Here is a 24,482-nt window from a genome sequence, read left to right on the forward strand (position 1 = left end):
GTGAAATCCTATATTGTTAACGGTTGGAAAAGCGTCAAAGACCAATTTTATGTCATGATCATCATGTTCCTGTACCAGCTGCTCTGGGGCTACTTCCTGTACCGTCTGATCGATTCGGCGGTCGTGCCGCTGCTGATGCGGTATCCCGATCCCCCGCCGACCGAACTCAGCCAGGTCCTCTATTATGTAGAGGGACAGATGAGCTTGACGCAAAGCAGCACCGTGCATACTTACCTTTGGGTTCTCCTGGGAATGGTCGCCCTCCGCATGCTGCTGACCCCATTTATCCACGCGGGCATCTTCTACGGCCTGCACCGGGAGCATCAGGGAGAACGCGGACTGTTTTTCTTCCAGGGCATGAAGCTGCACGGCAAAACGGTGTTTCTTTTTCACCTGATCGAATGGGTGCTTATCGCCGCTCCGTTATACTGGATGATCCCGAAGATGTATCCCATCCTGCTCAGCGCGATCCAAAACCATGCCCAGCTGCTTCACTGCATCCCGTACATTGCAGTCTGGCTTCTGTACTGCTACATCGTCCATCAGATGATTCTGTTCATGCAGTTTGGCAAAACCGGTGGAACCAGCATGTTCTCCTCGCTCTGGATCTGCCTGCGAAGCGCGCTGCCGGTCATCGGCATATCCGTTCTGCTGGGCACGGTCAGCCTGCTCTTGTATGGCATTACCAGCAGCGTCTCTCTGATCTGGGCAGGGCTTGCCACCCTGATTATCCAACAGGGCTACCATATGGTCAGCTGTATCTTTAAATTATGGAATATCTCCTCCCAATATGATTTGTGGCATCAGCAAATGAACCGTACGAAAAAAAATATTTCGGAATAGTTAAAATTTTGTCATAACTTTAACCCGCTGATAAAAGAAGAACCCCGTCTCTTTCTGTTGAAAAGAGGCGGGGTTTTTGTTGTAAAATGATTGTTAACCATTTGCCAAAGTATAAATCCTCTGTTAAAATAATCCGAGTACGAACTTAGTAACAACTTTGTAATCTTTGCTGTAACGATTTTGACTTTGCTGTAACTGATTTCATCATTTGTCCGTTCATTTGATTGGTATGTACGATTATAGGTAACTTGTCAGCATGTCCATTTCCGGTGCAATCATCACGAGCCGAATTCCCGGGCACCAGGAAGCGGGGGATCCAATTTTGGGTGAATTGATCTCGCTACAGAGGGATCATAGGGGACCTTCTACCGAATCCTTAAGCTAACCTCGCAGGCATTGGAAGGGGTTTATTTTTTTGAAGAAGAAGTTGGCAGCCGCAGCGCTGGGCCTTACACTTGCGTTCTCCATGGGCACCGGCAGCGTATTTGCGGATTCATCTCTGAATCACATCGTTAACAACACGATCGGCGTTTCTTACAAAACCGGCGGAACAACTACGAACGGCTTCGATTGCTCCGGTTTTACCCGTTACGTGTACCAAAAGCTGGGGTTAAACCTCCCGCGTGTATCCGCTGCGCAATATAAAACAGGTACCGCTGTTTCCAAAAGCCAGCTGAGAGCAGGAGACCTGGTTTTCTTTAACACCCTAGGCGCAGGCGTATCCCATGTCGGTATTTACATCGGCAACGGAAAATTCGCGCACGCGTCCTCTTCGAAAGGCGTTACCATCAGCAAACTGAGCCAAAGCTACTACGCCAACCGCTACGTTGGCGCCAAACGGGTCATGAGTACGGCCAAATATCAAGCTGCGGTTTACAATTGATTATCTCTCGAAAACAATGCATATCCATAACAACCCGCGCCGCTGATTTTTGCCGAAATCGCCCCGCGGGTTTGTTGTTACTTATTAGACGTACGAACCACCGAAAAGGTAACAGCATTTCAAAAAATTTTTTTACACGAGTAAATCCACGGTTTTCCCCTGTTTTTTCCACCCTTGTCATTTCTTTTACCCACTCGTCCAACAAATAAACATCATTTCCTATAAATTTTCCTACAAATCTTCTTTTTCTGTTAGAAACAATTGCCAAAGTCCGATTCCTTTGTTACAATAGTCCCAGCGATAGTAACAACTTTGTAATCTTTACCTGACACAAAGTTGCGAACGAATAAGAAGTACCAGGGAATGATACATAGTGTAAAAAGTTCATGCCGAATTTCCTCACACTAAGGAAAGCGGGGGAACCAGTTATGGGTGAATTGATCTTGCTTCAGAGGGATCATAGGGGGCCTTCTACCGAATCCTTAAGCTAACCTCGCAGGCGCCGGAAGGGGTATTTTACTTGAAGAAGAAGCTTGCAGCAGCAATCATGAGTTTCGCCATCGTGCTCACGGTCGGCACAGGAAGCGCTTTCGCGGATTCCAAGATGGATAAAGTGATCGACAGTGCGATCGGAACCAAGTACAGAACGGGCGGAACCACAACAAGCGGATTTGACTGCTCGGGATTTACAATGTATGTATTTGATCAATTGGGCATCGATCTGCCCCATCAGTCTGGTTCCCAGTTCAGCATGGGTTCGGCCGTATCCCGCAGTGATCTGAGAGCAGGCGACTTGGTATTCTTTAATACATCGGGAGCCGGAGTATCCCATGTCGGAATTTACGTCGGCGACGGAAAATTCGCACATGCCTCCACTTCTCGCGGTGTGATCATCAGCTCTCTGAGCGACAGCTACTACGTCAACCGCTACGTTGGCGCCAAACGAATCATGAGTACGGATAAATACAAAACCGCCGCCGTCGATTCCGAGGACGTAGATGACGTCCAGTAATGCAGGTAAAGCAAGGGTACGAGATCCCGTAGAATGAGATTTTTGCCGAAATCTCCTTTTGCGGGATTTTTTGCGGACAGAAATGGGTAACCCTTCCATTCCCGCCCGCTACTCCTCATTTACCCCTCTATTCTGAAATTAAACAGATATCTGGGACAATCCGGAATATTTTTTCTCTAATGTTCAAATCCTACAGGGAGGTCTGGAAGGGAGATCTGCACATGAACCTCCAACATGAGAGCTTCATGATCGTTCCCATGACCCGGGAGCATGCTGAGACCGTCTGCGCCTGGGTGTACGAGCCTCCATACGATTTATACGGCTGGCTGCCGTGGGATCAGATGGAGACGCTTGGCGTCGAATTTGGTGATCCTGAGGTGAGGCAAAGCCAATATGTGTCCGTCCTGGATGCTGATCATACCTTGTGCGGGTTCGCGCAGTTCTTTCCCTTGGCAGGCGTGACCCGGCTTGGTGTTGGCATGCGGCCTGATTTATGCGGCCAGGGGCTGGGTAAGAGCTTTATGCAGGCTGTGGTCGCCGCAGCCCGTGAAAGACGGCCTGGGGACGAAATCGACCTTGAAGTGCATACTTGGAATAAGCGGGCCATCCGGGCTTACGGGAAGTCGGGGTTTGTCATCGCTGATACCTACCCCAAGCTGACCCCTGAAGGTGAACAGCTGTTTCACTGTATGGTCTATGAAGGGGTCTAACTTGAAAATTCCATCATCATAAAAATGGTACAAATTTGTGTATTTTTGGTGGCCCCAAGTTTGGATTCGTTTGCTTTTTTGACACAAACTATTTGATGTGATGGCTTGTTCCGTTATAATGAAGGAATGAAGAATGACAGTTTACATAGAAAGGACGAAAACGGATGCAAAAATGGATCATGAGCGGTGTATTAACGATCGCAGTGGTTATGGCAATTGTGCTCATGTTTACGCTTCCAGGCAAAGAGCAGGTGGCGGAAGAAGAGAAGCCGACCATGCCGGAAGTCACGATGGACGCCGCAGCGGCCGAAGCTGTGGTTAAAGACCAAGGCTGCATTAGCTGTCACGGGGATCAGCTTCAGGGTGCCGTAGGCCCGAACCTTCAAAAGATCGGAAGCCAACTGTCCGCTGAAGAGATTTACACCATTATCACTAAAGGTAAAGGCGGCATGCCATCCTTTAAAGACAAGTTGAAAGCTGAAGAGATTGCCAATGTGGCCCAGTGGTTGGCTGAGAAGAAATAACAGTTGTAACGCATACAGAAACACGCTTTGGAAGAACGGGACGTTCATCGCAAAGCGTGTTTTTATTTGCTGCATTATTCTCGTTACCTTTTTTCGCCGGAACGCATTTTTTCGAACAGTTCGTTAAATTGGTGGGCCTCCTTGACATCCAGGGACGTAATCCCGCCTTCATCCCATGAAGTCAAACGCAGCGTCACATTTTTATAATCAATCGTAATAAAGGGGTGGTGGCCAAAAGCCTCTGAAATGGCCGCAACCTCATCCACAAAGGAAATGCCCTTCATGAAATTGGAGAAAACGTATTTGCGCACAATCCAGCGGCCCTCTTCAAGCTCCCAGCCTTCCAGCTTAGACAAATGCGTTTCTACTTCTTCTTGCGTATATACCATTCTTCCGTTCCTCCCTGAAACCTAACATCCCCGAGGTTCACCAGGATGTGTCATTAATGTATGCTCGGGCGAAAAACCTTTACCCATTGTATTCATCCCTGAATGTAATCATGCTTCTTCAAGGAGAGTACATACGAATAATATCTTACCATGGACGGGTTTATAAAATCCATCCGGCCCCAGGGACTATATCAGTGAGACTACGGTCAGCTCCTCGTCGCCGATCAAGAGGTTGATCCGGTGATGGTCCTTGTCATACATCACGACACCGCTTCCAACGGTGATGACAGGTTCGGCTCCCAGCGCATAGAACAAATCCTCCGCCAGCGCCTCATGCACCTCACGCTTCTCTTCGATGCCCAGCTGCATCCAATCCTGCTCCGCCATTTCAAAAAATAAATAACTGTCCGGAATTTCCCCGACAGCTGCCGTCAAATCGGTCAATATGCCGTCATAGTCACGACCATGCTTAACACCCATGCCATTCCCTCCATATCGAAGTTTAGTTACTCATACGATCTATAAGCGATGATTGTGAATGGTGAATGCCCTGCTCCATGCGCCCCTGTGTCAGGGTCTCAAGTGGGCCATTCGTCACCCGTTTGTGCTGTGATTATTCCCTTCAGGGTATGGTGCTCGGACTTGATTTTGTAGGACAGATGAACCTTGTCATTTCATTATACCGGAAAATATCCCTTAAAAAAAAAGAGAATGGTGTCGATAAATAATATAAACCGTTTTTTGTGAAAGCGACCATGTTGCAAGGATGTAAACGCGGTCGATTCCGAAAGGATTCAATTCTATTTCTCATGGATGAGGTGTGCAATGGAAATTTCAACGATTGTTGGCCTGATACTCGGTGTGGTTGCCGTCCTAGTCGGCATGGTGCTGAAGGGCGCCCCGATCGTCAGCCTGCTGACGCCCGCCGCTTATGTCATTATTCTCGCCGGAACCGCCGCTACGCTGTTTATCGGCTTTCCGATGTCTGAGATCAAGAAGTTCCCCAAGCTGTTAAAAATGACCTTCGTCAAACAAAAGCTCATGCAGCGTCAAGAGCTCATCACCCTGTTCATGGAGTGGGCCTCCATCACCCGCCGGGAAGGCCTCCTCGCTCTGGAGACCAAGGTCGAAGAAATCGACGACGCCTTCCTGCGCAACGGTATGCGCATGATTATCGACGGTAACGACCAGGAGTTCGTCCGCGACGTCTTGATGGAAGATATTGCGGCGACGGAAGAGCGTCACCGTGCAGGTGCCCTGCTCTTCTCCCAAGCCGGTATGTATGCTCCTTCCCTAGGGGTGCTTGGCGCCGTCGTCGGCCTGATCGCCGCCCTGACCAAGATGGAGAATATGGCCGAGCTGGCCCACGCGATTGGCGCTGCCTTTATTGCGACGCTGCTCGGTATTTTTACCGGTTATGTCCTGTGGCACCCGATCGCCAATAAGCTGAAACGCCTGTCCAAAAAAGAAGTGGAGCTCAAGCTCATGATGGTGGAAGGACTGCTGTCGATTCAATCCGGCGTATCCACCATTGCGATCAGCCAGAAGCTCTCCGTCTTCTTAACCCCTTCCGAGCGCGCTCAAATGAATGAGAAGGAGGATGGTTCAGGTGGCCAAGAAGACTAGACATGAACCGCATGAGGAGCATGCCGACGAATCCTGGCTTCTCCCCTATGCCGACCTGCTGACACTGCTGCTGGCCCTGTTTATCGTGCTCTATTCCATGAGCGCCACGGACGCCAAGAAATTCGAGGAAATGAGCCAGGCCTTCAACAATGCCCTCAGCACCGGAAACGGCGTGCTCAACTTCAGATCCAATTTGCCGATGGATAAAAATATGGACCAGGGCAAAAAAGACTCCCAAGAGAGCATCGTCACGAATAACAATGACAAGAAACAGAAAGCCCAGCTGGCTAAGCAGGAACAGGAAGACCTGGAGAAGCTGAAGCAGCAGCTGGATCAATATATCAAAACGAACGGCCTGACGAACCAGCTGGATACCAAACTGAACCAATCGCAGCTTACGATCACGATCAGCGACAACGCCCTGTTTGCTTCCGGCAGCGCTCAGGTGAAGCCTGAGTCACGCCAGTTGGCGCTCGCCATCAGCAGCATGCTGCAGCAGTTCCCGACGTATGACGTCGTCGTGTCCGGCCATACGGACAATATGCCGATCTCGAACAGCGAGTACGCGTCCAACTGGGACCTGAGCTCCAACCGGGCGCTGAACTTCCTGAAGATTCTGCTCACCAACAAGCAGCTCGACCCGGCCAAGTTCACCTCCACCGCCTTTGGCGAGTTCCGGCCCGTGGCTTCCAACGATACCGCAGCCGGCCGTGCTAAAAACCGCCGCGTCGAGGTATCCATTATCCGGAAGTACCAGAATATCAGCGAGCAAATCCCGGTAACCACGAATAAAAAATAGCATAGCGATAACTAATGGACAGGCTGTTCCCTTTGGATAAAGGGAGCAGCCTTTTTGATAGTAGACGGCACATGTCTCAGGGAATGGTCTTCCGGCCTTTTATTATAGGTTGAAGCCCTCACCCTGTATCAGGCCTGCCCTCTATCCGAGGCGGTAATTCAGCAGCTGTCCAAGCTCTTCCTTTTCCTGCGGCGTTAAATCGCGCCATTTCCCTTTGCCCAGGGATCCCAGGTGGATATTCATAATCCGGATTCGCTGCAGTCGGCGCACCTCGTAGCCGAAGGCGCTGCACATCCGGCGGATCTGCCGGTTTTTCCCCTCGGTCAGAATGATCTTGAACACCCGCTCCGAGATCCGCGTTACCTTGCAGGGAAGGGTCATTTCGCCCAAAATCTTCACCCCGCTGGCCATGCCTGTTAAAAAGGACGGCGTAACCGGCTTGTCCACCGTGACGATGTACTCCTTCTCATGCTTGCCTTCGGCCCGCAGTATTTTATTGACGATGTCGCCGTCACTCGTCAGGAGGATGAGCCCTTCGGAATCTTTATCCAGCCGGCCGATCGGAAAAATCCGCTCCGAATGGCCCACGAAGTCCACAATGTTGCCCTTGATATGCTGCTCCGTCGTACTGGTGATCCCAACCGGTTTATTCAGCGCAATGTAGACATGCGTCTCCTTCTTCGCCTGCAGGGGCCGGCCGTTGATGCGGACGTCGTCCCCTTCCTCCGCCTGGCTGCCCAACACCGCCTGAACGCCGTTGATCGTCACCTTCCCGCTCTCTACCAGCTTATCCGCTTCACGCCGGGAACAATACCCGGTCTCACTGATATATTTGTTAATCCTCAAAGCTTATAACCCCATCTCATTATGGTTTACCCCGGACAAGAGTGCGGATCATTCCCGTTCTGGTCCTTCCCCATGCTCCGGCTGTGCCGCCGGCAGCGTTAACGTAACCTGAGTGCCCTTGTTAACGGCGCTCTCGATCTGAAGTGATCCTTTATGGCCCTCCACAATCCGCTGGCTGACCATCAGGCCAAGGCCTGTCCCGTTTTCCTTGTTGGTGAAAAAGGGTTCTCCTACCTTCTCCATCTGGTGCTCAGGAATCCCTACGCCTTCATCCGTAATCGTAATCCCCAGGTGGTTCGGGTCCGGCCGGAACAGTTCGATACGAATGACGCCGCCTTCAGGCATCGCCTCCATGGCGTTTTTCAGCAAATTGATAAAGACCTGCTTCAGCTGGTTCTCCTCGCAGTGAACGTCCGTCTCGTCCGTCTGGGAGGACATGACGAACTCAATCCCGTGCAGATTGGCCTGACTGCTCAGCAGCGACAGCACATCCTCTAAAATATCACGAACATTTTTATTTCGGAAGTGCACAGCCTGGGGCTTGGCCAAAATTAAAAATTCGCTCACGATCAGATTGATTCTCTCCAGCTCAGACAGCATGATCTGGTTGTGCTTCGGATCGACGCGGTTGTTATACTCCTGCAGCTGCAGGAATCCCCGCAGCGTCGTGAGCGGATTGCGGATCTCATGCGCCACCCCGGCCGCCAACTGCCCGACCGTGGTCAGCTTCTCGGACCGGCGGAGCAGCTCGTCCATCCGGTTGCGTTCCGTCATGTCTCTTGAGATGCTGATGAACGATACGACCTTTCCTTCCGGATCCCTGACCGCTGACGTGCTGATGCTGACCTCCACAGGGGTCCCGTCCTTCTTGATTCGGACCGTTTCTACTGCAGGCAGTTGTTCGCCCTGCATTAAAGCGTCGAGCCTTGCCTGCACTTCCCCCTCCAAATGGCCGGGAATCAGATTGATCCGCTTACCGATCACTTCATGGCTTGACCAGCCGTACAGCTTTTCAAAAGCTTGATTGACCTGAAGGATATTCCCCTCAAGGTCCGTCGTATGAATCGCATCCGCCGTCTGCTGGATGACAGACTCCAGATGCTCTTTCACCGAGCGGTTCTCTTCCACGGCCTGCTTTAGCTGGTCGGTATAGCTGCTCAGATTATCGGTCATCGTGTTGATTTTGGCGGCAAGCAATCCAAGCTCATCCTTGCTGTTGATGACAAGCGGCGTATCAAAGCGCCCCTGGGCGACGTTTTTCACTTTACCCAGAATCGCATCGATCGGCCGAATGAAGTATCCGGCCTGCTTATAACTTACAATGACGAACAAAATCAACAGAAAGGCCGAAATCGATATATAAGAGACAAGCTGCTTCTGCAATACCTTGGATATTTGCGCATAATCCATGACAATGCTGATGATGTAGGATGCCTGAGACGCACTGTTCACAGGGATAAAGCTCTTTAACAGCTTTTTACCATCGATGCGCGTTTCATAAACGACATTCGCTCCTGTCTGTGCCGCCTTCTCCACAGCCTGTTTGTCGTTTTCGAGGTCGATATATGTATAGGTACCGTATCGTATCGGCCGATTATGCAGCTTAGTCTTATCATGGACATATCCTTGTCCGGACATTCGGACGCCCGCAAAGGTCTGCGGATTGATGCAGCTGATTTCAAGTATCTCCCCGTTGATTTTCTTCGTTTTGTCGAGCACCTCCTCCGGACTCGGGATATGGGTTCCGATCTGATGGAGTGAATCGGTGCGAATATACGGATCAATGATATAATTTCGTTTGGCGTCATAATAATAACCCCATTTGTCGATCACGTTCGGCTTGGAGTTCGAATATTCAAACGGTCCGGTCCAAAAATGGTCGGCAGCCGCCCCGTACGGAATCGTTACGCGTTCTTCCTCAAAGAGCTGCTTAAACGCCTTATACCAGTATCCCCAGTCTTTGGTGGATAGACCGAGCTCAGCAGGTTCCGAGGACTTGGCAATGATAATATCATCACCGGTTCGGACCAGCAGGGCGATATGGGTGACTCCCACCTGCTTGCTCAGCTTGGCCAGCTGCTCGTTCGTAATGTTCTGGATATCCGGGTCCAGCTCTTTGGCAGCCAATTTGGCAGCTACATGCAGAAGCTCCCCGATCTGGCGTTCGACCATGCCGGCGCTCTCCTGGCTCTGCTCAATGGAAGCGGCCACCTGCCTGGCGGCCAGCAGCATTTTGCGTTCACTTTCCCGGCGTAAACTGGCTTGCGTTGTGTACAAACTAAGAATAATATTTAAAAGTAAAATCAGACAGAGTGAACCGGCCATGGTGAGGGACAGTTTCTTCTTCATTGACACATCGGGTCACCTCTAATCTTGCCTTGGCGATAATTGGAATAATCTATTCCATCATACTCTGTAGGCTGATATTTGAAAAGCTTGTCGAAAATGATCAGCTTAACTCGAAATAACGCAGCATGTCCACAACTTATCAACATATTCACAGCACCATTTAATAAATTGGGGATAATTCTGTGCGTAATCAAATAGTTATCCACAAATTTATGCACAGCATGTTAACAATAGAATGCTTGTTCGCTGAATAAGCCGAAATTCGGTACAGGGAGGCTCTTTTACGTTGGAAAATCAAACGAAACATCCGCTTCATGTGGATGAGTCTGTGGATAATGATCGTCATGAACACTGGATGCGCGAGGCGATCCACCAAGCCAAATTGGCGGAGGAGTTGGGGGAGGTGCCGATCGGCGCGGTCATCGTCCGCAACGGGGAGATCATCGGGCGGGGCTATAACTTAAGGGAAACGTCCCAGGACGCGACCGCCCACGCTGAGATTGTCGCCATTCGGGAAGCCAGCATAGCCGTACAATCGTGGCGCCTGCTGGACTGCACGCTATACGTCACGCTGGAGCCGTGTCCGATGTGCTCCGGCGCGATCGTCCAGTCCCGCATCCCGCGGGTCGTCTACGGCACCTACGATCCCAAGGCGGGATGCGCTGGAACGCTGATGAACCTGCTGCAGGAGCCGCGCTTCAACCACCGCACCGAGGTCATTGCCGATGTGCTGCAGGAGGAATGCGCTGGGCTGCTGACCCAGTTTTTCCGCAAGCTGCGGGGGAAAGGCTGACACAAACAAACAGCCCGGCCAGTAACCCTGGCCGGGCTGTTGTGATTCGTACGGGGCTTGCTTAGTAAGCCGTAGCTCCCATTTTCTCCTGAAGCTGCTCCATCGTAATAACATCCGCTTCTTTTGGAATGCCGATGCTGAAGGTTTGCTTCTCGTTGATCTTGCTGTATTGGCTCGTCGCCTGCAGCGACAGCTTCATGTTGTCCTTCGTTTCCGGATCGTTCATTTCTACGTTCATCACAGCATCCTGATAAGCAGGGAAGTTATCTTTATTGATAGCCGTGTTGACTTCGAACTGGTTGACTTTCAGGTAGTTCTTCAGGTCGTTCAGGCCTTTGCTGATTTCATCCTTGCTGTCCGTCGAGTTCAGATCCTTCTTCATATCGTCGATGTCTTCCTGGTTAACGCCGAGCATTTCACGGTACTCTTCCTTGCTGATAATATCAAGAATTTTCGGCAGCGCTTTGTTCACCAGAATGTCAGCCGCTTCTTTCACGTTGTCATTGGTTACATAGAATTGAACCACCTGCTTGGCATCCACGCCATCCGGGAGGTTAGCATCTTTAACAGCAACGTCTTTAAAATATTTCTTACCATCATATTCGGTAAACAGGGTATTCATAATTTCGCCGGCGAGCTTCTTCGTCTTTTCGGGATTCATCATGTCGGGGTTAAAGGACGTTCCCTGCTGTTCCGCCAGCTCTTTCATATCGAGTACCAGGAATTTACCTACAACGTCTTCAGGCAGCGGCAGCATCGGGATGCTCGGCACTTTGACGTACAATTTATCTTGGGTCATTACCATCGGAATGTTAAAGCTCATGGACATGTCGCCCTTCAGGTTAATTCCGAGCGTCATCTCCGTTTGTTGTGGATCGTTCTGATATACCCCATCGATCGTCAATTCCGCATTTTTCAGCATGCTCATCACTTGGCTGGCTGCGGCGTTATCCGCACTTGCACTGGTAACCTGCAGATCTTTAATCGTTACCTTGCTCTTCATTTCGTACGATGTCATTTTCATCGCGTTGACGGCCGAAGCCTCCAGCGCTTCCTTCGGTTCCTTCTTGCTGCTGCAGCCTGCAAGCACCACGGTCATTGCCAAGACCAGTGTAAGAATCAGGGCTGCCCATTTCTTCTTCATCACAATCTCTCTCTCCTCTCATCTCTAAAAAGCAAAAAAATACCCCTTGTAATCATAAACGATATCGTCCGTTACCGGAACCCTTTTTTGGAAATCTTTTGGTGAATTTTCATTTTTAACGCAAAAAAAGACATCCTGGCTTTTAGCCGGATGCCTTTTTAGACGGGACCTTAGGACCCTTCTCTATTCAAATGACTAACATGATTCCGGTTCTTGACCTTCTTCGATCCGGACAACGGCTCCTGCATACCGGACCGCTCCCGGTCCCGGTTACGCGGCTGCTGCTCTTGCGCTTCAGGTACCGGAACAGCGTTTGGTTTACTCATCGGCGATTCCCCCTGTATACATTAGGATGGTTAAGAATGCGGATGCTCCAGGTCGATCGTGTGCTGATGATTGATTTCATCTTCATGCCTGCGATCATTTCGCTTCTGCTGCAACTGATTTGCCTGATGGCTGTTCACTGCCGTTTGATCCAAATCCTCGACGACGTTGCTGAGATTTTTGTCGACACCCGGTTTGGCTTTGGTCATCGTTGTCCCTCTCTTCTTAAGAGTGATGCGTCAAATCGTGAAGGGCTTGGGCGCACTCGTGAATTTGGCGGGTGTAATCCTGCGCCATATTCTGAATGACATCCGTGCGTTCGTCTACCGTGCGTCCTTCGCGTTCTACATCCACCAGATCCACTTTAACCTCCCGTGTATCCACGTAGGAGCACTGGAAGTCGAATGAATACTTCGACCGTCCCGCGGTATCGATATGGATCCGCAGCGCCTGGGGATTTGCCTCGTCGGCAAACACCTGTGCCTGGTCGGATGAGTCAAGCGTTTGAGGAAGCTGGGATTGCCAAGCTTGGACCAATTTGTTTTGGTTCAATTCAAAGTCTCGGTTCATGATTGAACACCTCCCCTGCCTTTGTTAATGTGCGGAGGATGCGCTCTTTTTATGCGATAACGGCGTTTGGCAAAAACAAAAAAAGCCGCTCCTGCATAAGCAGAATAGGCTTTGTCATTGGTTTGTTTAAATGGCGGAGGGGATGGGATTCGAACCCATGTGGACTTGCGCCCTAACGGTTTTCAAGACCGCCCCGTTATGACCGCTTCGGTACCCCTCCACGTGGAAAATACATCAGTGTCACGCAACGCGTAACAAAAATATATTACCACAGTTTAATGCTAATATCAACCCTGGCTTTTAGGGACAATAACTTTAACATTGCCCATATAAGGCTGAAGCACATCCGGAACGACCACGCTGCCGTCGGCCTGCTGATAATTCTCCAGAATGGCCGCCACGGTCCGTCCTACGGCAAGTGCCGATCCATTCAACGTATGCACAAACTCAGGCTTGGCCTTAGGCTCAGGACGGAAACGGATATTCGCACGCCGTGCCTGGAAGTCCTCCGTGTTCGAGCAAGAGGAGATTTCCCGGTAAGCACCGCTCTCAGGCAGCCAAACTTCCAGGTCGTACGTTTTTGCCGCCGAGAAGCCCATATCTCCCGTGCTGAGCGCCATCACGCGATACGGCAGCTTCAGCAGCTGAAGAACGCGCTCCGCATTTGCCGTCATTTTCTCAAGCTCTTCATAAGAGGAATCCGGATGCACAAGCTTCACCAGTTCCACTTTATTGAATTGGTGCTGGCGGATCAAGCCTCGTGTATCACGTCCGGCTGAACCGGCCTCCGAACGGAAGCAGGAGCTGTAAGCCACGAAGTGCTTCGGCAGATCTTCCACCGATAAAATTTCATCACGGTAATAGTTGGTCACCGGCACTTCAGCGGTCGGGATCAAATAGTAGTCCGTGTCACGGATTTTAAACAGATCCTCTTCAAACTTCGGAAGCTGTCCGGTACCGCGCAGGCTGTCCCCATTGACGATATAAGGCGGAAGCATTTCTTCGTAGCCATGCTCGCTGCTGTGCAAATCCATCATAAAGTTGATGAGCGCACGCTCCAGACGGGCACCGAGCCCCTTGTAGAACGTAAACCGCGAACCCGTAACCTTGGCTGCCGCTTCAAAATCAAGAATGCCCAGGTCCTGGGCCAGATCCCAGTGGGCTTTTGGCGTAAAATCAAACATCGTCGGTTCCGACCACCGGCGCAGCTCCACATTGTCTTCTTCGGACTGGCCGACCGGTACCGATTCGTGCGGAATATTCGGAATGGCCATCGTCAGATCAGAAATAGACGCCTCCAGTTCGCGAACTTCCTCGTCCATCGCTTTGATCTGGTCAGAAACCTGACGCATCTCCAGAATAAGCTCGTCGGCGTTCTCCCCGTTCTTTTTGCGCTTGGCTACTTCACCGGAAACGGTGTTGCGGCGGTTTTTCAGCGCCTCGCTCTCCTGCAGCAGCTCCCGGCGGCGGGTATCCAACTCGGGAAAGCCGGCGATCAGATCCAGCGACTTGTTCCGGTTTTTGAGCGCCTGCTCCACTCTCGCGAAATCACCGCGTAATATTTTCACATCCAACATTGGACAATTCCTCCTAAAAAGAAAAACGTCTTGTGCGACGTACTTCCATGATGAGACCTGCTTGAATCAAAAAACAACCCTGACCCCTTGAAAGGTATCCTCAGACCGCCGCTAACGCCGCCAGCCGAGGAATACCTTTTACCTAAAGCTTACCCAGGAGGCAGCGTTTAGATATCATCAAAAGAGTCAAGGTGTCATCGTGTTACCATCGTTTATCCTGCTGATTTAAGACGCTTGACTGGCTTTTACCATATCCACAAAATACTGATGGAGCCGGTAATCATCCGTCAGTTCAGGGTGGAACGAAGAGGCGAGCAAATGGCCCTCTCGCGCGGTCACAATCTCGTCGTTATAGGAGGACAGTACGTCGACTCCATCGCCCACACTGCGGATCAGAGGAGCACGGATAAAGACGGCACGAACCGGCTCCTCAATCCCCTTGACGTCCAAATCTGTTTCAAAGCTCTCCCTTTGACGCCCAAAAGCATTGCGCGCCACGGTGATATTCATCAGCCCCAAGTGGGGCTCTTCCTGGCCTTCGATCGACTTCGCCAATACGATCAATCCGGCACAGGTGCCGAAAATCGGCTTGCCTGCATCCGAAAATTGGCGAATCGCTTCAATAAACCCGTATTTCCGCATCAGCTTGCCGATGGTCGTACTTTCGCCGCCAGGGATAATCAGGCCCTGAACTTGCTCCAGTTCCTCTACCTTTTTAATGGCGATGCCTTCGGCGCCGGCCAGCTCGATGCTGCGAATATGCTCTGCTACGGCACCCTGAAGCGCCAGTACCCCGATTTTCATATGTCCAGCCTTCTCTCTCTTACCAGCCGCGGTCCGACATCCGCTCAGACGGGCTCAGCTTCGAAATCTCAATGCCTTTCATTGGCGCACCCAGGTTTTTGGATACTTCGGCAATCAGCTTGTAGTCTTGGTAATGCGTTGTTGCTTCCACGATCGCGCGGGCAAACTTCTCTGGATTATCGGATTTGAAAATACCCGATCCCACGAACACTCCGTCGGCTCCCAAATGCATCATCAGCGCCGCGTCGGCTGGAGTAGCCACGCCGCCCGCAGCAAAGTTAACGACCGGCAGCTTGCCGCTCTCGTGAACACCAAGCAGAAGGTCGTATGGTACGCCAAGGTTTTTCGCTTCGGCATACAGCTCGTCCTTCGACATGCTTTGCACTTTGCGGATTTGACTGTTGATCAGACGCATATGACGAACGGCTTCGACAATGTTGCCTGTTCCCGGCTCGCCTTTCGTACGGATCATCGACGCGCCTTCGCCGATGCGGCGCAGCGCTTCTCCCAGGTCTTTGGCGCCGCAAACAAACGGCACGGTGAAGTCCCATTTGTCGATATGAAATACTTCATCGGCAGGCGTCAGAACTTCGCTCTCGTCGAGGTAGTCGACGCCGAGGGATTCAAGCACTTTCGCTTCCACATAATGACCGATACGGGCTTTCGCCATAACCGGAATCGATACGACTTTCATAACCTCTTCTACGATCGTAGGGTCAGCCATACGCGCTACACCGCCGGCAGCACGAATATCCGAAGGAACGCGTTCCAATGCCATAACGGCCGTTGCGCCCGCAGCTTCAGCGATCTTTGCCTGTTCGGCATTCATGACGTCCATGATGACGCCGCCTTTTTGCATTTCAGCCATACCTCTTTTAACTCTCGAAGTTCCCGTTTCCAATGGTTTACGCCTCCCGAAATATATATCATGTAATCCGCCCTTGCCTATGGATGGCAGGATGGTTGCATACTCTGCAGAGCTGCTTTTGTGGACTAAAGCAAAAATCTTATATTGATCTTAAAAAAGATTTTTGATTCCGTCAAATAAATCACCAAACATTTCCTTAATAGCGCGGAAGAACAGGCGCAGCCAGCTGCCCTTCTCCACTTCGTCCGATGTGATCAAATTGACGGTTTTCGTCTGAGGCTTCTCAATCCCATCTACTTTATAGGTATAAGTGATGGTACCGACCTTGGTTCCCTGCTTGATCGGAGCCACAAGCTTGTCCGCCGGTTCAAGCTGAGTTTTGAAGGTAACGCCTTTGGCATCGGAGCCTTTAGGTACCATAAAGGAGACCGGGGCATCCGTTACGACGCCGACCGAAGTTTTGACGCCTTTTTTGACCTCAACGGAGTCCAGACCTTCAACCTTGGATTTGCCGGCCACGGCCTGCTTGATCTCAAAGTTGTTGAAGCCGTAATCAAGCACCTTGCGGGTCTCGGTAAAGCGCTGTGCTTCCGATTTCGTTCCCATGACGACGCTGATCAGGCGCATCCCATCGCGTTCGGCCGTTCCCGTAAAGCAGTTGCCGGCGTTATTGGTATGACCCGTCTTAAGGCCGTCCAACCCCGGGTAGGCGTAAGCCTTAAAGTTCGGAATATCCTTATTCGCTTCAAGCATCCAGTTCCAATTGATGATCGGATTTTTATCGCGCTCACGGAACTTATAGGATTGGATCGCCGTATATTTGGAAAAATCCGGATGGTCCTGGACGATATGCTTGCCCAGGATGGCAGCGTCCATCGCGGACATGACCGTCTCCCCTTCAGCCGAAGGACGATACTTCTCAGGCATATCCGCACGGTCGAGCCCAGTGGAGTTGATAAAGTGGGCTGTCTTCATCCCGAACTTCTTAGCCGTTTCATTCATTAGCTTGACGAATTCCTGTTCAGACCCGGCTGCATACTCAGCCAGTGCAACGGTAGCATCGTTCGCCGAACCTACCGCCATCGCTATGTACAGTTCCTCAACGGTATGTTGATCATTAGCATCTAAAAAAATACGCGAGCCGATTGTCTTGGAAGCATTATCGCCAACGGTCACGACATCGTCCCATTTAAACTTGCCCTTTTTGACCATATCTGCGATGAGATATTCGGTCATCATCTTGGTCATACTGGCTGGCGGCAGTGGTTGATCCGCGTTCACCGACAAGAGGACTTGTCCTGTCGTTGGTTCGATCAACACGGCGGATTTCACTTGAAGCTGCAAAGACGATACGCTTGGCACCTTGCTGGCCGTAGTAGTCGATGCGGTATTCGTAGTGGTTGTTGTTGCTGTTGTTCCCTCCGCCAAAGCCATGGCCGGTAGAGCGGACAGCATTAACATATTCAATAGCATAACCGAGGCTACGCTCTTTTTGACAAAGTGACGTTTGCGTTTGTGCGAAGATGGTTTCCCCAACTTGCTCCATTTCTTACTCAATGAATTGTTAACTCCCCTCTTGCCCTTAAATCTTACTTGTCTATTCTAACACAGGGTATACTGCAAAAAAAGACAGACAGGCCTAATTTAGGCCTGTCTGTACAAGAAGATGTTGGTTTTGTGCAAACCGTGTCGAATATTACAACGAGTAGTTTGGAGCTTCTTTCGTGATCTGCACGTCGTGCGGATGGCTCTCACGAAGACCCGCACCCGTGATGCGGATAAATTGGGTATCTTCACGCAGCTCCTGCAGGTTTTTCGTTCCGCAATAGCCCATGCCCGAGCGGAGACCGCCGATCAATTGGTGAATCGTGTCGGACAAAGGACCTTTATAAGCGACGCGGCCCTCAATTCCTTCCGGAACGAGCTTCTTATCGTCATCCTGGAAGTAACGGTCCTTACTGCCTTGCTTCATGGCACTCATGGAGCCCATGCCACGGTAGACCTTGTAGCGGCGGCCTTGGTAAATTTCCGATTCCCCAGGGCTCTCTTCCGTTCCCGCAAACAAGCTTCCCAGCATAACGGCATGGCCGCCGGCTGCAAGTGCTTTGGTAATTTCGCCGGAGTATTTGATACCGCCGTCTGCGATGATCGGCACTCCGTACTCTTTAGCTACCGAAGCACAATCGTAAATCGCTGTGACTTGCGGCACGCCGATACCGGCAATAACGCGCGTCGTACAGATCGATCCCGGTCCGATACCGACTTTGACAACTGAAGCACCCGCTTCGATCAGGTCGCGTGTCGCCTCACCCGTAGCCACGTTGCCTGCAATGATCGTAAGATCCGGGTACAAGCTGCGCAGATGGCGAACCGCATCCAAGATGTTGATATGATGGCCGTGCGCGGAATCGACGACGATGACGTCAACACCGGCCTTGACCAGAGCTGCGGCCCGATCCAAACCATCCTTGGAAATACCGATAGCCGCGCCTACAAGAAGACGTCCTTGCGCATCTTTTGCCGCGTTCGGGAACTGAATGGCTTTCTCAATATCTTTAATGGTAATAAGACCTTTTAATGTGTTGTTCTCATCAACCAGCGGCAGCTTTTCAATTTTGTGCTGCTGCAGAATGACTTCGGCTTCTTGAAGCGTCGTACCTACTGGGGCAGTTACCAGATTTTCACGAGTCATCACTTCGGAGATCTTGATGCTGTAATCATGAACGAAGCGAAGGTCGCGGTTTGTAAGAATACCGATCAGTTTGTTATGCTCGTCCACAATCGGAACACCCGAAATCCGGAATTTCGCCATGACCTGTTCGGCATCGGATACGAGATGATCGGCTGTCAGTGAGAAAGGATTGGTGATAACGCCGCTCTCGGAACGCTTAACCCGATCCACTTCCTCCGCTTGCTGTTCAACCGACATATTTTTGTGAATAATGCCGATGCCGCCTTCACGTGCAATCGCAATGGCCAGGGCAGCTTCCGTCACTGTGTCCATCCCTGCACTGATCAAAGGAATGTTCAGCTTAACCGAATCGCTTAATCTCGTGGACACATCGACTTCCTTTGGCAGCACTTCGGACTTCCGGGGTACCAGCAAAACATCGTCAAACGTAAATCCTTCTTTAGCAAATTTTTGTTCCCACACTTCGTAATTTCCCCCTCATTTGTCATGTAATGTATTTGTTAAAATCCTTATGCAACAAGGCTTGAAAATCGTTTCTGAAAATATATTATTGCCATCTTAGCAAAGCCCACTCGAAGCTGTCAAGGTAATCAGTCTGGTAAAAATGAGAGGAATCGCCCTTGTCTTGCAGGGGCAAATACATGTCCACTTGAAGCGGACAAGATATGCAAAAGACATCCCATTGGTGGGATGTCCAAAATCATTTCGGTTCATACATGAAACTGGAGGGGGAACTACCTTTAGGTTGCCAGGCCCTGAATTGTATCAAAAGCTCAACATTCCATTCCAAGGGTCTGAATAAAACAAAAAAACCACCGTTGATATTCATCAACAGTGGTCCTTCGCTTGGCAACGTCCTACTCTCCCAGGACCCTTCGGTCCAAGTACCATCGGCGCTGGAGGGCTTAACGGTCGTGTTCGGGATGGGTACGCGTGGAACCCCTCCGCTATCGCCACCAAACGTTCAAGTGTTTGATCACCTGAAAACTAGATACGAAACGAATCTGTGTTTTATATTTTTTTGGATAAGCCCTCGACCGATTAGTATTGGTCAGCTCCATGCATTGCTGCACTTCCACCTCCAACCTATCTACCTCGTCGTCTACAAGGGGTCTTACATACTGGGAAATCTCATCTTGAGGGGGGCTTCACGCTTAGATGCTTTCAGCGCTTATCCCGTCCGTACGTAGCTACCCAGCCATGCTCCTGGCGGAACAACTGGTGCACCAGCGGTACGTCCATCCCGGTCCTCTCGTACTAAGGACAGCTCCTCTCAAATTTCCTACGCCCACGACAGATAGGGACCGAACTGTCTCACGACGTTCTGAACCCAGCTCGCGTACCGCTTTAATGGGCGAACAGCCCAACCCTTGGGACCTACTTCAGCCCCAGGATGCGATGAGCCGACATCGAGGTGCCAAACCTCCCCGTCGATGTGGACTCTTGGGGGAGATAAGCCTGTTATCCCCAGGGTAGCTTTTATCCGTTGAGCGATGGCCCTTCCATGCGGTACCACCGGATCACTAAGCCCGACTTTCGTCCCTGCTCGACTTGTAGGTCTCGCAGTCAAGCTCCCTTCTGCCTTTGCACTCTTCGAATGATTTCCAACCATTCTGAGGGAACCTTGGGGCGCCTCCGTTACTCTTTAGGAGGCGACCGCCCCAGTCAAACTGCCCACCTGACACTGTCCCCATACCGGATTACGGTACCAGGTTAGAACCTAGATACGATCAGGGTGGTATCCCAACGGCGCCTCCACCCAAGCTGGCGCTCAGGTTTCAAAGGCTCCCACCTATCCTGTACAGATCGTACCCAAATCCAATATCAAGCTGCAGTAAAGCTCCATGGGGTCTTTCCGTCTTGTCGCGGGTAACCTGCATCTTCACAGGTATTAAAATTTCACCGGATCTCTCGTTGAGACAGCGCCCAAGTCGTTACGCCATTCGTGCGGGTCAGAATTTACCTGACAAGGAATTTCGCTACCTTAGGACCGTTATAGTTACGGCCGCCGTTTACTGGGGCTTCGGTTCACAGCTTCGGGATTACTCCCTAACCGCTCCCCTTAACCTTCCAGCACCGGGCAGGCGTCAGCCCGTATACTTCGCCTTGCGGCTTCGCACAGACCTGTGTTTTTGCTAAACAGTCGCTTGGGCCTTTTCACTGCGGCCCCCTCGTGCTATTCACACTACCGGGGCACCCCTTCTCCCGAAGTTACGGGGTCATTTTGCCGAGTTCCTTAACGAGAGTTCTTCCGCGCGCCTTAGAATTCTCTTCTCGCCTACCTGTGTCGGTTTGCGGTACGGGCACCTTCACCTGGTTAGAGGCTTTTCTTGGCAGTGTGAGATCATGACCTTCGGTACTATAATTTTCCCTCCCCGTCACAGCCCAGCCTTAAAGTGTGCGGATTTGCCTACACACCAGCCTCACTGCTTGGACGAGCATCCATCAGCTCGCGTCACTACCCTCCTGCGTCACCCCATCACTCATAACGGTTTACGGTGGTACAGGAATTTCAACCTGTTGTCCTTCGATTACGCCTGTCGGCCTCACCTTAGGTCCCGACTTACCCTGAGCGGACGAGCCTTCCTCAGGAAACCTTGGGCTTTCGGCGGATCAGATTCTCACTGATCTTTTCGTTACTCATACCGGCATTCTCACTTGTATACGCTCCAGCGCTCCTTCCGGTACACCTTCAACGCTGTATACAACGCTCCCCTACCCCTGATGCAAGCATCAAGCCATAGCTTCGGTGGTGTGTTTAGCCCCGTTACATTTTCGGCGCAGAGTCACTCGACCAGTGAGCTATTACGCACTCTTTCAATGGTGGCTGCTTCTAAGCCAACATCCTGGTTGTCTGTGCAACTCCACATCCTTTCCCACTTAACACACACTTGGGGACCTTAGCTGATGGTCTGGGCTGTTTCCCTTTTGACAATGGATCTTAGCACTCACTGTCTGACTCCCGGTTACAAGTCAATGGCATTCGGAGTTTGACTGAGCTTGGTAACCCTTGCGGGCCCCGCACCCAATCAGTGCTCTACCTCCACGACTCTATTCACCGAGGCTAGCCCTAAAGCTATTTCGGGGAGAACCAGCTATCTCCGAGTTCGATTGGAATTTCTCCGCTACCCCCACCTCATCCCCGAATTTTTCAACATTCGTGGGTTCGGGCCTCCAGTGCGTGTTACCGCACCTTCACCCTGGACAGGGGTAGATCACACGGTTTCGGGTCTACGTCCACGTACTTAATCGCCCTATTCAGACTCGCTTTCGCTGCGGCTCCGGCTTCTCACCTTAACCTTGCACGGGAACGTAACTCGCCGGTTCATTCTACAAAAGGCACGCCATCACCCATAAACAGGGCTCTGACTTCTTGTAAGCACACGGTTTCAGGTTCTATTTCACTCCCCTTCCGGGGTGCTTTTCACCTTTCCCTCACGGTACTGTTTCACTATCGGTCGCTAGGGAGTATTTAGCCTTAGCAGATGGTCCTGCCAGATTCATACGGGGTTTCACGTGCCCCGCACTACTCGGGATCCGTCTCGGAGGGAACTGACTTTCGGCTACAGGGCTTTTACCTTCTATGCCGGGCCTTTCCAGACCTCTTCGCCTAACCAATTCCTTTGTAACTCCATGTGAGACGTCCCACAACCCCGGCCAGCAAGCTGACCGGTTTAGGCTGTTCCGCGTTCGCTCGCCGCTACTGACGGAATCACTCTTGTTTTCTCTTCCTCAGGGTACTTAGATGTTTCAGTTCCCCTGGTATGCCTCACCATAACCTATGTATTCAGTTATGAGTGACTGACTATTACATCAGCCGGGTTTCCCCATTCGGACATCCCCGGATCAAAGCTTGCTTACAGCTCCCCGAGGCAGTATCGTTGTTCGCCACGTCCTTCATCGGCTCCTAGCGCCTAGGCATCCTCCGTGTGCTCTTAGTAGCTTAACCATGCTACTTTTAAAACTTAACTTGTTGTGACACAAGTTCAGCTAAAAGGATATTTCTAAAACGCAGATTCGTTTCGTTATCTAGTTTTCAAGGATCAAATTGAGAGTTTGAACTCTCAAAACTGACCAACGAGTGAGTAACTAGCCGACCGGCTAGATTTAGTATTTGAATGCTTCCATCGCAGGAAGCGATTCTCCATAGAAAGGAGGTGATCCAGCCGCACCTTCCGATACGGCTACCTTGTTACGACTTCACCCCAATCATCTACCCCACCTTCGGCGGCTGGCTCCTTGCGGTTACCTCACCGACTTCGGGTGTTGTAAACTCTCGTGGTGTGACGGGCGGTGTGTACAAGACCCGGGAACGTATTCACCGCGGCATGCTGATCCGCGATTACTAGCAATTCCGACTTCATGCAGGCGAGTTGCAGCCTGCAATCCGAACTGAGACCAGCTTTGATAGGATTGGCTCCACCTCGCGGCTTCGCTTCCCGTTGTACTGGCCATTGTAGTACGTGTGTAGCCCAGGTCATAAGGGGCATGATGATTTGACGTCATCCCCGCCTTCCTCCGGTTTGTCACCGGCAGTCATTCTAGAGTGCCCACCCGAAGTGCTGGCAACTAAAATCAAGGGTTGCGCTCGTTGCGGGACTTAACCCAACATCTCACGACACGAGCTGACGACAACCATGCACCACCTGTCTCCTCTGTCCCGAAGGAAAGGTCTATCTCTAGACCGGTCAGAGGGATGTCAAGACCTGGTAAGGTTCTTCGCGTTGCTTCGAATTAAACCACATACTCCACTGCTTGTGCGGGTCCCCGTCAATTCCTTTGAGTTTCAGTCTTGCGACCGTACTCCCCAGGCGGAATGCTTAATGTGTTAACTTCGGCACCAAGGGTATCGAAACCCCTAACACCTAGCATTCATCGTTTACGGCGTGGACTACCAGGGTATCTAATCCTGTTTGCTCCCCACGCTTTCGCGCCTCAGCGTCAGTTACAGCCCAGAGAGTCGCCTTCGCCACTGGTGTTCCTCCACATATCTACGCATTTCACCGCTACACGTGGAATTCCACTCTCCTCTTCTGCACTCAAGTCACCCAGTTTCCAGTGCGAACCAAGGTTGAGCCTTGGCCTTAAACACCAGACTTAAATGACCGCCTGCGCGCGCTTTACGCCCAATAATTCCGGACAACGCTTGCCCCCTACGTATTACCGCGGCTGCTGGCACGTAGTTAGCCGGGGCTTTCTTCTCAGGTACCGTCACTCCGGTAGCAGTTACTCTACCGGACGTTCTTCCCTGGCAACAGAGCTTTACGATCCGAAAACCTTCATCACTCACGCGGCGTTGCTCCGTCAGGCTTTCGCCCATTGCGGAAGATTCCCTACTGCTGCCTCCCGTAGGAGTCTGGGCCGTGTCTCAGTCCCAGTGTGGCCGTTCACCCTCTCAGGTCGGCTACGCATCGTCGCCTTGGTGAGCCGTTACCTCACCAACTAGCTAATGCGCCGCAGGCCCATCCGCAAGTGACAGATTGCTCCGTCTTTCATCATCCCCTCAGGAGAGGAAATGAGATATCCGGTATTAGCTCACGTTTCCGTGGGTTATCCCGGTCTTGCAGGCAGGTTGCCTACGTGTTACTCACCCGTCCGCCGCTAACCATCAGGAGAGCAAGCTCTCCATCAAGTCCGCTCGACTTGCATGTATTAGGCACGCCGCCAGCGTTCGTCCTGAGCCAGGATCAAACTCTCCAAGAAAGTTTGTAGCTCATTTTGAATCTGAC

General features: G+C 51.2%; 21 protein-coding genes, 1 tRNA gene, 3 rRNA genes and 2 riboswitches. Of the genes, 8 read left to right on the forward strand and 17 right to left on the reverse strand.

The window, feature by feature from the left end:
• From MKY74_RS03420 to MKY74_RS03440, 5 genes are all read left to right on the forward strand, one after another.
• A complete protein-coding gene (locus MKY74_RS03420) occupies positions 1-843 on the forward strand; it encodes a hypothetical protein (protein WP_076176942.1) in 843 nt (280 codons plus the stop codon).
• 273 nt (positions 844-1,116) lie between these two features.
• A riboswitch (cyclic di-AMP (ydaO/yuaA leader) is annotated at positions 1,117-1,254 on the forward strand.
• A 4-nt stretch (positions 1,255-1,258) separates the two neighbouring features.
• Positions 1,259-1,726, forward strand: a complete 468-nt coding sequence (locus MKY74_RS03425; protein ID WP_076176941.1) for a C40 family peptidase — start codon at positions 1,259-1,261, stop codon at positions 1,724-1,726.
• Between the two features lie 377 nt (positions 1,727-2,103).
• A riboswitch (cyclic di-AMP (ydaO/yuaA leader) is annotated at positions 2,104-2,243 on the forward strand.
• Between the two features lie 3 nt (positions 2,244-2,246).
• Complete coding sequence (locus MKY74_RS03430) at positions 2,247-2,738, forward strand: C40 family peptidase (protein WP_076176940.1); 492 nt, start codon at positions 2,247-2,249, stop codon at positions 2,736-2,738.
• Between the two features lie 221 nt (positions 2,739-2,959).
• Complete coding sequence (locus MKY74_RS03435; RefSeq protein WP_076176939.1) at positions 2,960-3,448, forward strand: GNAT family N-acetyltransferase; 489 nt, start codon at positions 2,960-2,962, stop codon at positions 3,446-3,448.
• 164 nt (positions 3,449-3,612) lie between these two features.
• Positions 3,613-3,972: a c-type cytochrome gene (locus tag MKY74_RS03440; RefSeq protein ID WP_076176938.1), complete on the forward strand. Its 360-nt coding sequence runs from the start codon at positions 3,613-3,615 to the stop codon at positions 3,970-3,972.
• Positions 3,973-4,055: 83 nt separating this feature from the next.
• On the opposite strand, the gene MKY74_RS03445 is transcribed toward MKY74_RS03440, so the two are convergent.
• A complete protein-coding gene (locus MKY74_RS03445; protein ID WP_076176937.1) occupies positions 4,056-4,361 on the reverse strand; it encodes a 4a-hydroxytetrahydrobiopterin dehydratase in 306 nt (101 codons plus the stop codon).
• A gap of 186 nt (positions 4,362-4,547) precedes the next feature.
• On the reverse strand, positions 4,548-4,841 hold the full coding sequence (locus MKY74_RS03450; RefSeq protein ID WP_076176936.1) for a hypothetical protein: 294 nt from the start codon (positions 4,839-4,841) through the stop codon (positions 4,548-4,550).
• A gap of 345 nt (positions 4,842-5,186) precedes the next feature.
• Here MKY74_RS03450 and motA point away from each other — a divergent pair, with 345 nt between their 5' ends.
• A complete protein-coding gene (gene motA / locus MKY74_RS03455; RefSeq protein ID WP_076176935.1) occupies positions 5,187-5,987 on the forward strand; it encodes a flagellar motor stator protein MotA in 801 nt (266 codons plus the stop codon).
• Positions 5,971-6,786 (forward strand): flagellar motor protein MotB, encoded by an 816-nt coding sequence (motB, locus tag MKY74_RS03460; RefSeq protein ID WP_076176934.1) that lies wholly within the window; start codon positions 5,971-5,973, stop codon positions 6,784-6,786. The genes motA and motB overlap by 17 nt, the downstream gene beginning before the upstream one ends.
• 141 nt (positions 6,787-6,927) lie before the next feature.
• On the opposite strand, the gene rluF is transcribed toward motB, so the two are convergent.
• Both rluF and MKY74_RS03470 read right to left on the reverse strand, forming a co-directional pair.
• Entirely contained in the window at positions 6,928-7,632 is a 705-nt protein-coding gene (gene rluF, locus MKY74_RS03465; protein ID WP_076176933.1) for a 23S rRNA pseudouridine(2604) synthase RluF, read from the reverse strand.
• Between the two features lie 48 nt (positions 7,633-7,680).
• Positions 7,681-9,981: an ATP-binding protein gene (locus tag MKY74_RS03470; protein WP_341011642.1), complete on the reverse strand. Its 2,301-nt coding sequence runs from the start codon at positions 9,979-9,981 to the stop codon at positions 7,681-7,683.
• Positions 9,982-10,267: 286 nt separating this feature from the next.
• Between MKY74_RS03470 and tadA the strand changes: the two genes are divergently transcribed.
• Complete coding sequence (gene tadA, locus MKY74_RS03475; RefSeq protein WP_260845856.1) at positions 10,268-10,774, forward strand: tRNA adenosine(34) deaminase TadA; 507 nt, start codon at positions 10,268-10,270, stop codon at positions 10,772-10,774.
• A 61-nt stretch (positions 10,775-10,835) separates the two neighbouring features.
• Here the strand turns inward: tadA and MKY74_RS03480 are convergent, their stop codons facing one another.
• The 13 genes from MKY74_RS03480 to MKY74_RS03540 all read right to left on the reverse strand — a co-directional run bounded on the left by MKY74_RS03480 (position 10,836) and on the right by MKY74_RS03540 (position 24,456).
• Positions 10,836-11,918 carry a hypothetical protein gene (locus tag MKY74_RS03480; protein ID WP_076176931.1) on the reverse strand — a complete coding sequence of 361 codons (1,083 nt, stop codon included), beginning with the start codon at positions 11,916-11,918 and terminating at the stop codon, positions 10,836-10,838.
• Between the two features lie 170 nt (positions 11,919-12,088).
• Entirely contained in the window at positions 12,089-12,244 is a 156-nt protein-coding gene (locus MKY74_RS03485) for a small acid-soluble spore protein P (protein WP_076176930.1), read from the reverse strand.
• A 30-nt stretch (positions 12,245-12,274) separates the two neighbouring features.
• Positions 12,275-12,451 carry a hypothetical protein gene (locus MKY74_RS03490; protein WP_163883141.1) on the reverse strand — a complete coding sequence of 59 codons (177 nt, stop codon included), beginning with the start codon at positions 12,449-12,451 and terminating at the stop codon, positions 12,275-12,277.
• A 16-nt stretch (positions 12,452-12,467) separates the two neighbouring features.
• A complete protein-coding gene (locus MKY74_RS03495; RefSeq protein ID WP_076176929.1) occupies positions 12,468-12,812 on the reverse strand; it encodes a hypothetical protein in 345 nt (114 codons plus the stop codon).
• Positions 12,813-12,943: 131 nt separating this feature from the next.
• Positions 12,944-13,032 (reverse strand) — tRNA-Ser (locus tag MKY74_RS03500).
• A 67-nt stretch (positions 13,033-13,099) separates the two neighbouring features.
• The gene (gene serS / locus MKY74_RS03505) at positions 13,100-14,389 is read right to left on the reverse strand and encodes a serine--tRNA ligase (RefSeq protein WP_076176928.1); all 1,290 of its coding nucleotides are present in this window, start codon (positions 14,387-14,389) and stop codon (positions 13,100-13,102) included.
• Between the two features lie 225 nt (positions 14,390-14,614).
• Positions 14,615-15,193, reverse strand: a complete 579-nt coding sequence (gene pdxT / locus MKY74_RS03510; RefSeq protein ID WP_076176927.1) for a pyridoxal 5'-phosphate synthase glutaminase subunit PdxT — start codon at positions 15,191-15,193, stop codon at positions 14,615-14,617.
• Between the two features lie 19 nt (positions 15,194-15,212).
• Positions 15,213-16,094 (reverse strand): pyridoxal 5'-phosphate synthase lyase subunit PdxS, encoded by an 882-nt coding sequence (gene pdxS, locus MKY74_RS03515; RefSeq protein WP_076176926.1) that lies wholly within the window; start codon positions 16,092-16,094, stop codon positions 15,213-15,215.
• A 117-nt stretch (positions 16,095-16,211) separates the two neighbouring features.
• Positions 16,212-17,534: a D-alanyl-D-alanine carboxypeptidase family protein gene (locus tag MKY74_RS03520; protein ID WP_084204312.1), complete on the reverse strand. Its 1,323-nt coding sequence runs from the start codon at positions 17,532-17,534 to the stop codon at positions 16,212-16,214.
• Between the two features lie 223 nt (positions 17,535-17,757).
• Positions 17,758-19,215, reverse strand: coding sequence for an IMP dehydrogenase (gene guaB, locus MKY74_RS03525; RefSeq protein ID WP_076176925.1), 1,458 nt, complete (start codon positions 19,213-19,215; stop codon positions 17,758-17,760).
• A gap of 382 nt (positions 19,216-19,597) precedes the next feature.
• Positions 19,598-19,714, reverse strand: a 5S ribosomal RNA gene (rrf, locus tag MKY74_RS03530).
• A 60-nt stretch (positions 19,715-19,774) separates the two neighbouring features.
• Positions 19,775-22,702: ribosomal RNA gene (locus tag MKY74_RS03535) — 23S ribosomal RNA — on the reverse strand.
• Between the two features lie 201 nt (positions 22,703-22,903).
• Positions 22,904-24,456: ribosomal RNA gene (locus MKY74_RS03540) — 16S ribosomal RNA — on the reverse strand.
• The 16S, 23S and 5S rRNA genes sit together here, the layout of an rRNA operon.
• Between the last annotated feature and the right edge of the window lie 26 nt (positions 24,457-24,482).

It is taken from the genome of Paenibacillus sp. FSL R5-0378, from assembly GCF_038009285.1.
GTDB classification, from domain to species: Bacteria; Bacillota; Bacilli; order Paenibacillales; family Paenibacillaceae; genus Paenibacillus_AQ; species Paenibacillus_AQ favisporus.

Coding starts and splice junctions, on each gene's coding strand:
- serS (WP_076176928.1), bottom strand. CDS start 14,389: ATGTTGGATGTGAAAATATTACGCGGTGATTTCGCGAGAGTGGAGCAG.
- pdxT (WP_076176927.1), bottom strand. CDS start 15,193: ATGAAAATCGGGGTACTGGCGCTTCAGGGTGCCGTAGCAGAGCATATT.
- MKY74_RS03450 (WP_076176936.1), bottom strand. CDS start 4,841: ATGGGTGTTAAGCATGGTCGTGACTATGACGGCATATTGACCGATTTG.
- MKY74_RS03485 (WP_076176930.1), bottom strand. CDS start 12,244: ATGAGTAAACCAAACGCTGTTCCGGTACCTGAAGCGCAAGAGCAGCAG.
- MKY74_RS03520 (WP_084204312.1), bottom strand. CDS start 17,534: ATGCTATTGAATATGTTAATGCTGTCCGCTCTACCGGCCATGGCTTTG.
- MKY74_RS03490 (WP_163883141.1), bottom strand. CDS start 12,451: ATGACCAAAGCCAAACCGGGTGTCGACAAAAATCTCAGCAACGTCGTC.
- MKY74_RS03480 (WP_076176931.1), bottom strand. CDS start 11,918: ATGAAGAAGAAATGGGCAGCCCTGATTCTTACACTGGTCTTGGCAATG.
- MKY74_RS03470 (WP_341011642.1), bottom strand. CDS start 9,981: ATGAAGAAGAAACTGTCCCTCACCATGGCCGGTTCACTCTGTCTGATT.
- MKY74_RS03440 (WP_076176938.1), top strand. CDS start 3,613: ATGCAAAAATGGATCATGAGCGGTGTATTAACGATCGCAGTGGTTATG.
- MKY74_RS03495 (WP_076176929.1), bottom strand. CDS start 12,812: ATGAACCGAGACTTTGAATTGAACCAAAACAAATTGGTCCAAGCTTGG.
- MKY74_RS03435 (WP_076176939.1), top strand. CDS start 2,960: ATGAACCTCCAACATGAGAGCTTCATGATCGTTCCCATGACCCGGGAG.
- motA (WP_076176935.1), top strand. CDS start 5,187: ATGGAAATTTCAACGATTGTTGGCCTGATACTCGGTGTGGTTGCCGTC.
- MKY74_RS03445 (WP_076176937.1), bottom strand. CDS start 4,361: ATGGTATATACGCAAGAAGAAGTAGAAACGCATTTGTCTAAGCTGGAA.